At 67.4% G+C, this 13,225-nt stretch carries 15 protein-coding genes; 6 read left to right on the forward strand and 9 right to left on the reverse strand.

Annotation, left to right across the window (positions count from 1 at the left end):
• The first annotated feature begins 202 nt into the window (after nucleotides 1-202).
• The 4 genes from ACI2L1_RS11715 to ACI2L1_RS11730 all read left to right on the forward strand — a co-directional run bounded on the left by ACI2L1_RS11715 (nucleotide 203) and on the right by ACI2L1_RS11730 (nucleotide 5,746).
• A complete protein-coding gene (locus ACI2L1_RS11715) occupies nucleotides 203-1,663 on the forward strand; it encodes an AMP-binding protein (RefSeq protein ID WP_404739142.1) in 1,461 nt (486 codons plus the stop codon).
• Nucleotides 1,660-3,132 carry a class I adenylate-forming enzyme family protein gene (locus tag ACI2L1_RS11720; protein WP_404739143.1) on the forward strand — a complete coding sequence of 491 codons (1,473 nt, stop codon included), beginning with the start codon at nucleotides 1,660-1,662 and terminating at the stop codon, nucleotides 3,130-3,132. The genes ACI2L1_RS11715 and ACI2L1_RS11720 overlap by 4 nt, the downstream gene beginning before the upstream one ends.
• A gap of 281 nt (nucleotides 3,133-3,413) precedes the next feature.
• Nucleotides 3,414-3,845: a 4'-phosphopantetheinyl transferase family protein gene (locus ACI2L1_RS11725; RefSeq protein ID WP_404739270.1), complete on the forward strand. Its 432-nt coding sequence runs from the start codon at nucleotides 3,414-3,416 to the stop codon at nucleotides 3,843-3,845.
• 1,286 nt (nucleotides 3,846-5,131) lie between these two features.
• A complete protein-coding gene (locus ACI2L1_RS11730) occupies nucleotides 5,132-5,746 on the forward strand; it encodes a hypothetical protein (RefSeq protein ID WP_404739144.1) in 615 nt (204 codons plus the stop codon).
• Between the two features lie 373 nt (nucleotides 5,747-6,119).
• Here ACI2L1_RS11730 and ACI2L1_RS11735 read toward each other — a convergent pair whose 3' ends face one another.
• From ACI2L1_RS11735 to ACI2L1_RS11750, 4 genes are all read right to left on the reverse strand, one after another.
• Nucleotides 6,120-6,650: an IS3 family transposase gene (locus ACI2L1_RS11735; protein WP_404739145.1), complete on the reverse strand. Its 531-nt coding sequence runs from the start codon at nucleotides 6,648-6,650 to the stop codon at nucleotides 6,120-6,122.
• A 79-nt stretch (nucleotides 6,651-6,729) separates the two neighbouring features.
• The gene (locus ACI2L1_RS11740; RefSeq protein ID WP_404739271.1) at nucleotides 6,730-6,912 is read right to left on the reverse strand and encodes a transposase; all 183 of its coding nucleotides are present in this window, start codon (nucleotides 6,910-6,912) and stop codon (nucleotides 6,730-6,732) included.
• Between the two features lie 167 nt (nucleotides 6,913-7,079).
• The gene (locus ACI2L1_RS11745) at nucleotides 7,080-7,637 is read right to left on the reverse strand and encodes a phosphopantetheine-binding protein (RefSeq protein ID WP_404739146.1); all 558 of its coding nucleotides are present in this window, start codon (nucleotides 7,635-7,637) and stop codon (nucleotides 7,080-7,082) included.
• Between the two features lie 74 nt (nucleotides 7,638-7,711).
• Nucleotides 7,712-8,098: a response regulator transcription factor gene (locus ACI2L1_RS11750; RefSeq protein ID WP_404739147.1), complete on the reverse strand. Its 387-nt coding sequence runs from the start codon at nucleotides 8,096-8,098 to the stop codon at nucleotides 7,712-7,714.
• A gap of 321 nt (nucleotides 8,099-8,419) precedes the next feature.
• On the opposite strand from ACI2L1_RS11750, the gene ACI2L1_RS11755 reads away from it, so the two are divergent.
• Entirely contained in the window at nucleotides 8,420-9,439 is a 1,020-nt protein-coding gene (locus ACI2L1_RS11755) for a thioesterase domain-containing protein (protein WP_404739148.1), read from the forward strand.
• On the forward strand, nucleotides 9,430-9,870 hold the full coding sequence (locus ACI2L1_RS11760; RefSeq protein WP_404739149.1) for a MaoC family dehydratase N-terminal domain-containing protein: 441 nt from the start codon (nucleotides 9,430-9,432) through the stop codon (nucleotides 9,868-9,870). The genes ACI2L1_RS11755 and ACI2L1_RS11760 overlap by 10 nt, the downstream gene beginning before the upstream one ends.
• On the opposite strand, the gene ACI2L1_RS11765 is transcribed toward ACI2L1_RS11760, so the two are convergent.
• The 5 genes from ACI2L1_RS11765 to ACI2L1_RS11785 are packed head-to-tail and all read right to left on the reverse strand — an operon-like array spanning nucleotide 9,809 to nucleotide 13,174.
• Nucleotides 9,809-10,522 (reverse strand): 4'-phosphopantetheinyl transferase, encoded by a 714-nt coding sequence (locus ACI2L1_RS11765; protein ID WP_404739150.1) that lies wholly within the window; start codon nucleotides 10,520-10,522, stop codon nucleotides 9,809-9,811. The genes ACI2L1_RS11760 and ACI2L1_RS11765 overlap by 62 nt on opposite strands.
• A 10-nt stretch (nucleotides 10,523-10,532) precedes the next feature.
• Nucleotides 10,533-11,099, reverse strand: coding sequence for an AAA family ATPase (locus ACI2L1_RS11770; RefSeq protein WP_404739151.1), 567 nt, complete (start codon nucleotides 11,097-11,099; stop codon nucleotides 10,533-10,535).
• Between the two features lie 25 nt (nucleotides 11,100-11,124).
• Nucleotides 11,125-11,874: a 3-oxoacyl-ACP reductase family protein gene (locus ACI2L1_RS11775; RefSeq protein WP_404739152.1), complete on the reverse strand. Its 750-nt coding sequence runs from the start codon at nucleotides 11,872-11,874 to the stop codon at nucleotides 11,125-11,127.
• On the reverse strand, nucleotides 11,871-12,899 hold the full coding sequence (locus tag ACI2L1_RS11780) for a hypothetical protein (RefSeq protein WP_404739153.1): 1,029 nt from the start codon (nucleotides 12,897-12,899) through the stop codon (nucleotides 11,871-11,873). Before ACI2L1_RS11780 ends, ACI2L1_RS11775 begins: the two co-directional genes overlap by 4 nt.
• Nucleotides 12,896-13,174 (reverse strand): phosphopantetheine-binding protein, encoded by a 279-nt coding sequence (locus tag ACI2L1_RS11785; protein WP_404739154.1) that lies wholly within the window; start codon nucleotides 13,172-13,174, stop codon nucleotides 12,896-12,898. The genes ACI2L1_RS11780 and ACI2L1_RS11785 overlap by 4 nt, the downstream gene beginning before the upstream one ends.
• Nucleotides 13,175-13,225: the final 51 nt, after the last annotated feature.

The raw sequence follows: 13,225 nt of genomic DNA on the forward strand, positions 1-13,225 counted from the left end.
TTGATTCAGGGAATTACCTCATCCATGAATTGGTGAGGGGACGAAAGGGCGATGCGTCAGCATTCATCGATACTCCGCAGTCTCGGTCGGCAACTGCCGTGTGCACCAGCCGAGGTGAGTCCCGTAAATACGGGACTCACTTTTGATGGCGCGCGGACAGCACAATGCGGCCCGTGACAACCAGCGGACCTGGCGGTGTTATGTGTTTGATCCCCTGCGTAATCAGGCGCACGAAACGGACCGCTGTGCCCTGTTGCTCGGCCCGGAGGAGAGCCTGAGCAGAGGCCGGCTCAACCACGCCGTGGACCGGGTGGCCCGCGCCTTGCTCAGCCCCGGCAAGGCCCTTGTGTGGTGCGTCGGCGATCACAGCCTGTCCACAGTGCTGGGCTACCTCGGGGCGATGCGTGCCGGTCACGCCGCCGCCTTCCTGCCCGCTACGGGCACGGCTGAGTCCGTTGCCCGAATCGTCCACCGCTACCGGCCCGAGTTCGCCGTCGCCGACGACGGGACGGCCCGCCACCTGGTCCGCCTCGGCTATCTGCCGGTCGAGGCGGGGCCGTGCACGCTCTATGCCCGGCGGAAGAGCGGCGGCGATCCCGTCGACGACCACACCGCGCTGCTGCTGGCAACCTCCGGGTCCACCGGCAGCCCGAAGGCCGTACGGATCTCCGCCGGAGCGCTCGCCGCCAGCACTGAGGCGATCGTCTCGGCCCTTGCCATAGATCCGAAGGCCCGGGCCGCGGGCACCCTGCCGATTCGTTACGCGTACGGGCTCTCGGTCCTCAACACCCATTTGTGGGCCGGTGGTTCCTATCTACTGACCGAGGAACACCCGGCCGCGCTGCGCGTGTGGCACGCCATACGACGTTCGGGCGTCACCTCCTTCGCAGGCGTCCCCACCACCTATCGCAGCCTCGGCAGGGCACACGCTCAGTTGCTGGCTGGGTCACAGATCGCCTCCATGACCCAGGCAGGCGGCCGACTGGCGGACAGTCTGGTGCTCACCTGGGCGGAGCGTATGGCGGCTCGCGGAGGCGGGTTCCATGTCATGTACGGGCAGACGGAGGCGACCGCCCGGATCAGCGTTCTGCACCCCGCGGAACTGCCCGCCGCTGTCGGCTCGGTGGGCCGCGCCCTGCCCGGCGGTGAGATCTGGACGGAGCCTGTCGACGGGCACCCCGAAGGCGAGATCTGCTACCGGGGCCCCGGAGTCATGTCCGGCTACGTCGAGGACCGGGAACAGCTCGCGGTCGGTGGTGAACCCCTTGAGATGCTGCGCACTGGCGATTTGGGGAGCGTGCGAGGCGGGCTGCTCCATGTGTCTGGACGGATCAAACGCATCGTCAAGGTGCTCGGTTATCGCGTCGATCTGGACGACCTGGAACGGTGCGTCGAACCCCCGGAGGGCCAGGTGGTGTTCGTGGCGGCCGGTGATCGGATCGTGATGGTGGTGGAGGCCGGGTGGACGGGGGACCGTGAGGCGGTACGCCGGGCCGTCGTGGAACTACTGGGCGTTCCCGATGCGACGGTCGCCGGGCGCTTCCTGAAGGCCATCCCTCGTACGTACAACGGCAAGTGCGACTACGCCGCACTGAGCCGAGCGGTTCAGGGCTCCCCGGCCGCGCAGGAGCAGGTATTCGACGCGGAGGGCGCACAGCCATGAACCAGTCGCTTCCCCTGGGGGACCGGCTGTGCCGGCTCGCCGCTGAGCAGGGTGACCGCCCCGCCGTCATCACCGTGGACCTGGAACAGCGGACCGAGACCCTGAACTGGCATGAGCTGGAGAGTCTTTCGGCCGCTCTGGCCGAGCGGTTCTCGGCAGTCCGGCCGCATGATGCCGACCGGCGGAACGCGGTGGTTGCGGTTCCGGCCGCTCACACCCTCACCTCCATCGTCGAGCTGGTGGCGGTGCTGCGGGCGGGCTTGGTCGCGGCGCCCCTGGACGCACAGGCACCCCCGGCCGACCGGAACGCCAGGCTGGAGGTGATCGCCCGTGCCGCCGGGCAGCCCGTCACGCCGGAAGAACTGCTCCGAGGGAAAGTGGCGAACACCGGCTCCCCTGCTACCGCGCACGGCGGCTACCTGCTGCTCACCGGGGGTACCACGGGCGAGCCCAAGCCGATTCTGAGGCCCGGTGTGCCTACCTGGCACCCGAGGGTCGGTCCTCCGCTGCTCCTGCGCGAGACCGGCTGGCGCACTGGGCAGACGCACCTGGTCGTCGGCCCGCTGCACCACGCCGCGCCTTTCACCCATCTGCTGGACGGGCTGCTGTCCGGCAACACGATGGTGCTCCCCACGATGTTCTACCCGGAGCTGATGGTCGATCTGGTCGAGCACTACCGCATCGAATGGATGCAGCTGACACCCACCCATATGCGCCTGTGCGACCGGATACTGAGCAGCCGTGCCGAAGCCCTGAGCTCCCTGCGCGGAGTCCTCCACACGGCGGCTCCCTGCCCCCCGGACACCAAGCGCGTCTGGGTCGATGCCATCGGACCGGAGCGGGTGTACGAGATGTACGCGGCCACCGAAGGCATGGGCGTCACGCTGTGCCGGGGTTCGGAATGGCTGGCACGCCCCGGCACCGTCGGGCGCGGCTTCATGACCAGGATTCGCATCTACGACGACGAGGGCCACAGGCTCCCGCCCGGGGAGACCGGCGTCGTACACATGTGCAGCCCGCTGGGGCGACGAGCACCCAGGGTCATGCGGCTGGGAACGGGCCCCGCTTCTGGCGTACGCCCGGCAGGGCACGATGGCTTCAGCACCGCCGGGGACCACGGCAGGCTTGACGCGGCAGGCTACCTCTATCTCGCCGGCCGCCAGGACGACCTGGTGATCATCGGCGGAGAGAACGTGTACACCAACGATGTCACCGAAGTCGTCCTCAGCCATCCGGATGTCGCGGACGCCTGCGTGATCCCGGAGTCCGATGACCTCCTCGGCGCTGTGCTCACAGCCCTGGTGCAACCCAGGACCGGCACCGCCCCCACTTCCCAGGACATCGCCGACCACTGCCGGCGGCATCTCGCCCGGCACAAGGTGCCGCAGCAGGTCCGGCTGGTGGAACGGCTGCCGCGCTCGGCGGCGGGAAAACTGCTGCGCCCTCAGCTCCCTGGAGGCGCGGTCTGACACCCGTGGCCACACGACTACCCCTGCCCTCCCCTGGAGAAGTCCATGTCTGGCTGGTGAGGCCCGCCCTGCTGCCATCGCCCGGTCCCGTGATGGGCCCCGCCCCTCTCTCCCGTCTGGTCCAGCGGGTGCTTGCCGGCGGATATCTGGGTATTCCGCCGAGTCAGGTGCGGATCGTCCGCAGGTGCCCCCGGCATGGTCTCGGCGACCACGGCCGACCCGAGCTGACTGCACCCGAAGGCCCGGACTACTCCATCGCCCATACACCTGGTCTGCTCGCCATGGCAGTCACCAGGCACGGCCGTATCGGAGTCGATGTGGAGCGGGCGGACCGCGTGATCGATCCTCGCCTGGTGACCCTTCCCGCCTTCTTCACCGCGGCGGAAAGCGATCAGCTGGCAGGGCTCCCGGAGCGCGCCGCACGAGCGCGGCTGCTCACGTTGTGGACGCGTAAGGAAGCCATCGGCAAAGTGACCGGGCACGGCCTCTCTCTGGCTCTTCGTGGTGTCGAGGTGTCCGCAGGCCCGTCAGCGCCGGTGGCCCTGCCCGGGGGCGGGAAGGCATGGCTGCACAGGCCCGTGCTTTCGGCTCCGTATGTCGGCGCGCTGGCGACCACACGCCCGGTCGCCAGGATCGTGGTGAGATCTGCTGTGCCCTGGCTGCAGAACAACTGGCCTCCTCGGGGACTGAACACCGGAATGACTCTTGGATGAGTCGTTCAGGCCGTGATGGGCTCGAAGCGGGACGGTCAGGCCCAGGCTGTTGGCTTCCTTGACGAGTGCACGAGACCCGAACCCTCGAAACTCCCGCCACCGTGTGGATCAACAGGCAACCCGACCCGCGTCACCCCGACGCAGAGATCCGGGCCAGGGATGGACTCAACTACCTGACTTGATCAGATTGACAGGTTCCGTCCTGGTGGCGGGCTCCGAGCGCTTCACGGCGGGGGCCGAAATCGGTGGCCTGGGGGCCGCGGTGACGGTGCGGCAGCCGGGGCGATCGGCGAAGGCGGGCCGTGATCGCCGGAGCCGAGGTCGCGGCCGTCGCCGAGGGCACCAAGACGGGCACGGCGTAGGAGTCCGCGGCGGCCGATGGCGCCAAGGCCAGTAGTCCGACGGCAGAGAGCGGGCCACGGCCGCCCTGACGACCTGGAGGCTCCTGCGAAGCTCAGCAGCGGCGCCGCGGCCTCGTCCTGCACCACAGCCGTGGTTCATGTCTGGTGAGTGCGTGGCACATTGATCAGCCCATGGGTACGGAACATGCGGTGCGGATACAGACGGGCTGGTTCGGCGCCGAGGACGGGCCCCGCCGCGGGTTCGTCCACTGAGCTTCTTCAGCAGTCACACCTCAGGGTGACGGGCGTCCATCGGTTGGCTGCGTCCTCACCTGCAACGGGGCTGGCGCACCGTGAATCAAGCCGCCACCCGACCGGTTGCCACTCTGAAGAAGCTCACTTACTGCCAGTCCGCCGCTCCATCAGCGACCCATCCGAGGTCGCCCACTTCGACGTCCCGACCAGACAGTTCGTCCGCGCGATGGGCCTGCGCCGGTCGAGCGAGGACTGCTTCGAGACCGCGAAGTCCGATTGCGGCCTGGACCCCACGAGGCCCACACCGGGGAAGCCCGGCACCGCCGCATCACCCTGACCATGGCCGTCCTCACCAGCCCCACCACTCGTCTCCACCGCCCTCGTCATCGCCCAGTCGACCCTGGCGGCGCACCCACCAGACCCGAGCTCGCCGCAGCCAACCCCACCCGAGACCGAAGAGACCGAGATCGCGACTCACGGCTGCAGCACCGGGCCCTCACTACCCTTCAACTCGGCACTCCATACCGCAGGTTGAAAATTGATCAGCCTCTTGACCGGCCGTGTCGGGCATGAAAATATGCAGATAGAAAACGTTTCCTATCGACGAATGGAGCGCCTGCGCATATCGGACACAGTTGTCACCGATAGCTGGTCGCTGGTGCACCGGCACACAAGGGGGAGTCCTGTGAAATGCGTATGAACTTCGCTGGGCCAACGCAGATCCGTCGCTCCATCCACAGTGCACGCCATGAAGTGATGCTGGTCATGCCGAGTGGCCTCGGAACACTCGAAGAACAGGTTGATCTGGCCGCCGCCGACAGCGTCACCGACATCAGCGTGCGGATCTACATCCCGCCAACAGTGAGAGGTGGCCCCAGTTTTCCCGAATGCCAGCTGACCGCACTGGCCAAGAAGGGGGTCGAAATACATGCCGCACCCGGGCACGCCCCGCGTATGGTCATCATCGACCGTTCGGTCGTCGTTCTGGCCCGGAATCGGGCGGACTATTCCGAAGGAGCCCTCATCGCACGGGGATTACCTTTCACCCCCATGTTGGTGCACTCTCTGACAGCTTCCACCAGCCTCGAAGGCAACGATGTCAGTCCTGACGAGCGCCAGCTCGATCCGCTGTCCCGAGAAGTCCTCCGGCAGTTGGCGCTCGGCTCGAAGGACGAGGTGGCCGCACGCGAGATGGGCATGGCCCTGCGCACCTACCGGCGTGTCGTGGCACGTCTGATGGGAACGTTGGATGCCCGGAGCCGATTCCAAGCAGGCTATCTGGCGGCCAGGCACAATCTGCGGTGAGTACTGAGCTGCCCCGAGTTTCGTAGCGTCCGGTGATCTTGTTTCAGGCGGACTGCGGGGTCTGTTCTGTTCCTGGCTCTGGCTCTGGCTCTGGCTCTGGCTCTGGCTCTGGCTCTGGCTCTGGCAGAAGTCGCGTTCGTACTCGGCAGACGGCACGTAGTCGAGCACGGAGTGAAGTCTGCATCTCGATCAACCCGGCCTTGAAAGTGTCGTTCAGCGCCTCGGCCATGGCATTGTCATACGAGTCCGCGACGGAACCGACCGACGCGGAGGCGCCGATATCGGCCAACCGGCCGGTGCAGCGAATCGACACCTATTGCGAACCCCTGTCGTTGTGGTGAATCACGCCGGAGTCCTTCTTGATTCTCCGGCGCTATAGCGCCATCTCCAATGCGTCCAGGGGCAGTTCGCTACGCATGTGGCCGGCGACCTGCCAGCCGACGATCAGCCGCGAGTACACGTCCAGCACGAACGCCACACATGCCCAGCCCGACCACATGCGGACATACGTCATGTCCGCCACCCACAGCTGATCGGGGCGCGCCGTGGTGAAGTTGCGGTCCACCGGGTCCGGCGGGCGGCGCGCCGACGGCTCCGGGATCATGGTGTCGCGCCGTCGGCCACGGATCACACCCTCCAGGCCGAGTTCGGCCATCAGCCGCTCGACGGTGCAGCGGGCCACCTCGACACCCTTGCGCCGCAGAGCGCGCGTGATCCGACGGGCGCCGTAGGTCCCGCCCGATTCCGCGTGGATCTCCTCGATCACCGGCATGAGCTGTTCATCGCGGAGCCGGCGGGCCGACTTCGGCTGCTTCTTGCGGGCGAAGTACGTCGGCGGCGACAGGTCCAGCACCCGGCAGACGGGATCGCCCCCGAGACCGTTGTCACGCACGAGGTCGATCACCTGCTCGGCCTCGTCCGGGGACGGTCGATCTCCCGGGCAAAAAACACCAAGGCGACTTCAAGGATCTCGTTGGCCCGCTTCAACTCGGCGTTCTCCTGCGGAGTTGCTTCAGCTCGTCGCGCTCGGCGGTAGTGAGCCGGTTGTCGCGTTCGCCATGGTCGGCCTCGGCCTGGCGGGCCCAGCCGCGCAGGGCGTCTTTGTGGATGCCGAGGTCCTTCGCGATGTGCGCAATGGGGCGGCCGGTGGTGCGGACCTCGCGGATCGCGCGCTCACGAAGTTCATCGGGGTGTTTGGCATCAGGGACTCCACCCTCTCAGTGCAGCTCATACACCGGGTTGCCGCCGCTCCCGTTTCCGAAGACAGCCCATCGGCGGCGCTCCGCCGGCAGGGCCACGGCACCGAGCACCGAGCACCGGCCGGAGGAGCAACTCACCCGGCCAACGGGGTCACCCCACGATCGACGAGCAGTTCCGCGAGGCCCCGGACCGTGGCCGCGTCCATCAACTCGAACACGTCCAGCCTCAGACCGTGCTGCAGCTCCACCTCACCGATCACGGTCGTGGCAGCGAAGGAGTCCCCGCCCAGTTCGAGGAAGTCGTCCCGTGCGCCGACGCGGGAACATCCCAGCGCCCGTTCCCAGAGCGCGGCGAGCTGCTCTTCCAACGGCCCCTGCGGCTCCGTGTAGCGGAACTCATCGGCGCGCTCCAAGGCGAGCCGTCGCAGCTCGGCGAGGTCGACGGAACCGTCATCCGCCTGCGGCAGCGCATCGACCACGAGTACGCCCGCGAAGGCAGCGGAGGAGCTGTCCGGCGCCTTCGGGAGTGTCTTCTCGACTAGGATCCTGAGCATCGGCCCACTGGTGTAGGCGGCTTGTTCGACGGCTCCGACGATTTCGGTTCCGGCACCCAGGTCGACCTCGAAGGCCACGGCAGCCGCGACATCGTCGCGAGCGCGCAGCAGGTCCGCCACTGTGGTCGTATTGATCAAGACAGCTCCCAGGTCGTCTGTACGGGGTCGCATCAGGCGGATGAAGGCGGGCAGACGGAAGTCACCCGCAGGTCTCACACGGAGTGCGCCAGGGCCGCACGGGTGAGCTGTGCCTTGTTGCCCAGCCCGAGCTTCGCTCTGATGCGCCTGATGTAGGTGTCGACCGTGTGCGGGCTGATGCCGAGCCGGTGTGCCGTCTGAATGTGTGTCAGCCCAGTGGCGACGTGCTGGAGCACCTGCCGCTCCCTGAGGGACAGTTCGCCCTGGGAGCAGCCCTTGGTGGTCGCCTCTTGCCCCAGCGCGGCCCGTACGGCGCTGGCCAGCTCATAGGGAGAGGACCGTTCGTCAATGCGGGACCACGGGGAGTCCACCGCCAGCGCGGTGTCGGCCAGCAGGAGCACCTTCGTCCCATGCCACGGGCACGGAACGCCGTCGGGCAGCGGGGTGTCGGTAATGATCACATCGATATTCGCAGGTATGTCGCCGCTGCTCTCATGGGGAGACGCGAACACTTCGATGTTCGGATCCCCTTCCAGAATCTGCTGGACAGCCCACCTGATGAGGGGATGGCCATGAATCAATCGCACTGAGTACGACACCCCGTACCTCTCTCCTCGCAGCTCGGTGACCACATGGAAGGCCAAGTTGGAGCGGTGGTCAACGACAGAGGCAACTTGTGGCCACGGGGGGTGGGAGCGATCAGTGCCGGATTCAGGATGGCCTGGCGCCAATGCCGTACGGCTCGTGGGGCAGATGACCATACGAAGGCAGGAGTACGGTTGATGGAGAGCATTGCTCCCCGGTCGGATATCGAGCAGAAACTCATCGAAATCTGGACCCAGTTGCTTGGTCACACCGCCTTTGGCGTCCATGACAGCTTCTTCCATGTCGGTGGTGATTCGTTTAGCGCCGTACGCCTCCTGCCACAGCTCAACAGCCGCTTCGGGTGCGATATCTCTCTCGCCGAACTGGTACGCAACCCCACCGTCTCCGGGATCGCCGCAATACTCGGGGGTTCCGTCACCGAGGCCACCGTGCTTGTTCCGCTGAACCCGCAGGGGAGGCGCCCTCCGCTGTTCTGCATCCACCCGGTCAGCGGAAACGTGTCGCGCTTCTTCGAACTGGCCCGGACGCTGGGCGAGGAGCAGCCGGTCTACGCCTTCCAGTCGGCCGGTCTCAGCGACGGACTGCTCGCGCAGGACAGCATCGAGCAGATGGCCGCGACCTATGTGGAGAAGATCGTCCGGCTGCGGCCCCGCGGACCGTACCGGCTGCTCGGCTACTCGATGGGTGGCATCGTCGCGTACGAATGCGCGCGGCGGCTGTACGAACGCACCGGTGAGCATCCCTTTGTCGCGATGGTCGACACCGATCTCCGCGATCTTTCGGCGATCGACCCCTGGGATCTGCTCGTCAGAACCGTACTCAAGGCCAATGTGAAGGGGACTGCGCTGCGCGGCCTGGAGCGGGACGCGGCGGTGAGCACCTTGCACGGGCTGTGCGTCGGGCATGGGGTCTTCGACGCCGATTTTCCGTTGGCACGCCTCGGCGACATATACGACACGGTACTGGCCAACATCATGGCCATGCGGACGTACACACCCACCGCATACAGCGGTGGCATCACGCTTTTCTGCTGCGGCCAGACATCGGATCTCGGCTGGTCCCCCCATGCCGGATCGATCACCAACCATGTCCTGGGCGCTGACCACTACAAGGCCATGGAACGTGAGGGAAGTTCCCGGATCGCCGCTGTCCTGTCACAACTGCCCCCGGGCGACGGGGAAGAACCGTGCCGCTGAATCGGGCCTATCTGGGCCGGGTTCTTCAGCCAGCGTTCGAGCACCGTGTCACCGCACAGGAACTCATAGCCTTCGCCGACGCGCTCGGCGAGTCCAACCCCGTGTGCCGGGATACCGAGGCCGCCGCCCGGTACGGGTATCCCGCGATCGTGGCGGCGCCGACCTATGTCGCCGCGCTGGCACTGCGCGCGGAACGGCCGCTGTTCGACGACCCCGGGTTCGGAGCGGACCTGGAGTCGTTGCGTCATCTCGAGTCGGGATTCACCACGCACCGCCCGGTCCACGCGGGCGACGCGCTGCGCTGCCTGGTGCGGGTGACCTCGATCGACAAGATCGGAAACCGCGAACTGCTGACCACCGTTGTCTCGGTCACCGCGGTGGATGTACCGGTGGCCGAGGTGCGGTCCGTCGTCGTGATGCTGGGGCGTTGAGCACGATCGCCGTCACCACCAGCCCGTCCTGGACCACCCAGCGGCCCTCGAACCTGTCGACGGTCACACCGTCCACCACTGGCCCGGGAACCAGCAGTCGAACGCCGAAGGTGCCGGACCGCGGATGCGGTGTGATCAGGGCGTCCCGGAATCCCAGCCACTTCCCTGTCAGCACTGACCAGACCTTGTACGTGGACTCCTTCGCGCTGTAGATGAGCCGGTCCCAGTGCACGGTGGGGAACTCGCCAGCCAGCCAAAGCAGTTGGGCCGCCTCTGCCGTACCGGTGACGATCTTTCTCCGCACGCCGGCGGGCAGTGCCGCATGCGGCTCGGCGTCGATCCCGATCGCACGGACGTCCTCGGTGCGGGCCACGGCAGCCGACCGGTAGCCGTCGCAGTGGGTCATGCTGCCGACCACACCCGGCGGCCAGACCGGTGCGCCGCGTACTCCAGGCAGGATCGCCGTCGGCGGAACGGAAAGCTCTGCCAGCGCCTCACGGGCGCAGTTCCTCGCTCCGGTGAACTCCCGGCGCCGCTTCTCCACGGCGTACGCGATCAGCGCCTCCTCCTGCGGGAAGACCGGGCCGTCGTCGGACTCGCCCCGCGAGTCGACGGCGACGACTTGGCCGGAGACGACTCGCTCGATGACCAACGATGGCCAGCTAGGGCGTGCCCTGGCCACGCAGACCGGTTGCGATCAGGATCGCCTCCACGGTCTCGTCCACGGTCTGCTGGACACTATCGATCCAGACGCCCTCGTCCGCGATCTCCTCACGCATGGCGTCGTCCAGGAAGCCCCAGTCCGTGGTCAGCGTCTTGTCCCTGGCGAGATTGCGCTCCATGGCCTTGGCCGCTCCCGGAGCCAGAACCACGAAGTGGAGCGGCTTGCTGCGGAGCTGGGACCGGTAGAAGTCGATGTGGGAGCGCCGCACCACCACATCGTCGATCACCGGGAGGAAGCCGGCCGTGACAAAGCTGTCCGCCAGGAGACACGCGTTGCGGGCGCGGAGAAAGATCTGCCGGTCGGCCTCCTCGTTCTTCTCGGGTGCCGGCCACCGACCGCCGCTGACAATCAGGTTCTGGAGGCCGTCCACCTCGATATGCGCCGCAGCCGCGAACCGGGCGGCGAGCGCCGCAGCCACCGTGCTCTTGCCGCTGCCGGGGATTCCGCTCAGCAATACCACGCCGTCGGCCGGCTCGCGGTCGACCGGCACCAGTTCCAACGTCACGACAACTCCCCATCCATCAACCAGTTCATGCCGTCTGTCCTCCGTCAACGGCGATGACCTGGCCGTTGACGTAGTCCGCCTCGGGGCCGCACAGAAAACCGACCAGCCCCGCCACCTCTGCGGCCGTACCTGCCCGTCCCGCCGGTACATGGGCGAGCAGACGGCCGCGCTGCTTCTCCGACAGCGCGCGCTCCGCGGGCGTATCCCGAATGAGGCCGGGAGCCACGCAGTTGACCGTGATGCCCCGGCCTCCGTACTCGCGGGCGAGTGTACGGGTCAGCCCCGTCAGACCCGCCTTCGCCGCGGAATAGGCTCCCTGGCCGGAGAAGCCTCTTAGTCCCGCCACGGACGACACGAGCACGATCCGGCCGGAGCCCCGCCGTACCATCCGGCGCAGCACGGCCCTGGCGCACAAGTAGCTGCCCTTGAGGTTGATGTCCACCAGGTGGTCCAGGTCCTCCACGGGACTGGTCACCGTCAGGGCGTCCTTGTGCACGCCGGCGGCGCACACCAGCACATCGATGTCACCGAAGGCGGCGGCCACCTCGTCCACCATGTGCTCCACCTGCTCGGGTTTCGCCACGTCCGCACCGACCACTAGGCCAGGACGCGTGGTGGAGGCGCCGAGTTCGAGGGCGAGCGCCCGGGCCGACGAGGCGTTGTGCCGGTAGTGCAGGGCGACATTCATCCCTGCCGAAGCCAGCCTACGAGAGATGGCACTGCCGATGGGCCCCGAGGCCCCCGTGACCAGTGCGGCCCGGAAGGCGGAGGTCATGCGGGCGCTCCCTCCCCGAAGCACGTCTCCGTGATGGCAGCCAGCTTGGCGTGCAGAGCTCTGGTGACATTGTCGGGGTCAGGGCCGCCCAGGACGGAGCCGCCCGCGTCCCGCATGGCGGCGACCAGGCTGTCCACACCATTGAGTAGGCGATCGGCCAGTGCCAGAGCCGCTTGATAGCCCTGTTGCCGATCCCGCTGCGAGTGTGCGGCGATCAGGGCCTGCCCCAGACGCTTGGCACCCGCGGCGGCAGAGAGCGCAGCCTGTCGCACCCGCAGGACCTGCGGATCTTGCGCGTCGGTCAGAGCCTCGCCGAACAGGAACAGCAGCGGCTGGAGATCGCCGAGCACCAGCACATGCAGCCCGCGTCCGAGTTCTCCGCTCAGGCCGTTCTCGCGCAGTGCGCCGAAGAAGTGGCGCAGCGCGATGGCCTCGGAGGCCAGGGGCGCGGTGCGGGTGACGATCTGCGCCCTGCCGAATTCATCCCCCGTCCGCTGATCCACCGGAGAGGTCAGGTCGAGCGCCGCCACCCGGGTGCACGCGGAGCGCACCTGGGCCGACTCCGTCAGCCGCCTGCGGAAACCGTCCTCGGGCGGCGCGTCCGTGTCCAGCACGGTGAGCACACCCTCCTCCTCGCACCAGGCGTATGCGAGCACCGCATGGTCGTGGAAGTGGAAACGGCCCTCGAACTCGTCCCCGGGCCAGTAGTAGCGGTCCGGCATGATGATCACGGGTGTTCCTGCGGTCACCGAATCCAGTACGAACTGCCAGTTCCGCTCGCCCTCGCCGTCGGCGGTCCGCCACGACAGCGCGCATCCGGGGAACTCACGAGCCATGTCCCGGCCGAGGAGATCCAGTTCGCCGGCCAGACAGCGCGCGATCTGCTGCGGGGTGTAGCCGTGGTGAGCGAGGGTTGCCTCGACGCAACGCAGCACGCAGTTCAGCCCGTCCAGGGCCACATCCCGCCAGCCGAGAGCCCGTTGCGGATCGAAGACCGGGCCGGCCGGAGCCTCCGCGCCCCTCACGCCTCGCTCCGGGCGCTGCTGACTCGCGCCGCCAGTGTGTTTGCCAGCGCGGCCAGGGTGTCGAAGCCGAGCGGGTCCACCTCCTCGTTGTCGAACTCGATCTCCCACTTCTCCTCGAAATACGAGAACACGATGATCAAGTCGAGCGAGTCCATGCCCGCTTCGCTCAGGGTGGCGGTCGGTGGCAGGTCGGCCAGGTTCTCCAGATGGGGCCGGTCAGCGAGCGCCAGCCGAATCGCTTCGAGGGCCGCGGTCCCGTCGATGGTCTCGCTCACTGTCTCTCCTCAGGCTCTGGTCTTCATGCGGTGTTCGTGGCGGAGGCCCGG

This window comes from Streptomyces sp. NPDC019531 (genome assembly GCF_044903305.1).
Classification (GTDB): domain Bacteria; phylum Actinomycetota; class Actinomycetes; order Streptomycetales; family Streptomycetaceae; genus Streptomyces.

Coding starts and splice junctions, on each gene's coding strand:
- ACI2L1_RS11775 (WP_404739152.1), bottom strand. CDS start 11,874: ATGACCTCCGCCTTCCGGGCCGCACTGGTCACGGGGGCCTCGGGGCCC.
- ACI2L1_RS11720 (WP_404739143.1), top strand. CDS start 1,660: ATGAACCAGTCGCTTCCCCTGGGGGACCGGCTGTGCCGGCTCGCCGCT.
- ACI2L1_RS11730 (WP_404739144.1), top strand. CDS start 5,132: ATGCGTATGAACTTCGCTGGGCCAACGCAGATCCGTCGCTCCATCCAC.
- ACI2L1_RS11725 (WP_404739270.1), top strand. CDS start 3,414: ATGGCAGTCACCAGGCACGGCCGTATCGGAGTCGATGTGGAGCGGGCG.
- ACI2L1_RS11755 (WP_404739148.1), top strand. CDS start 8,420: ATGGAGAGCATTGCTCCCCGGTCGGATATCGAGCAGAAACTCATCGAA.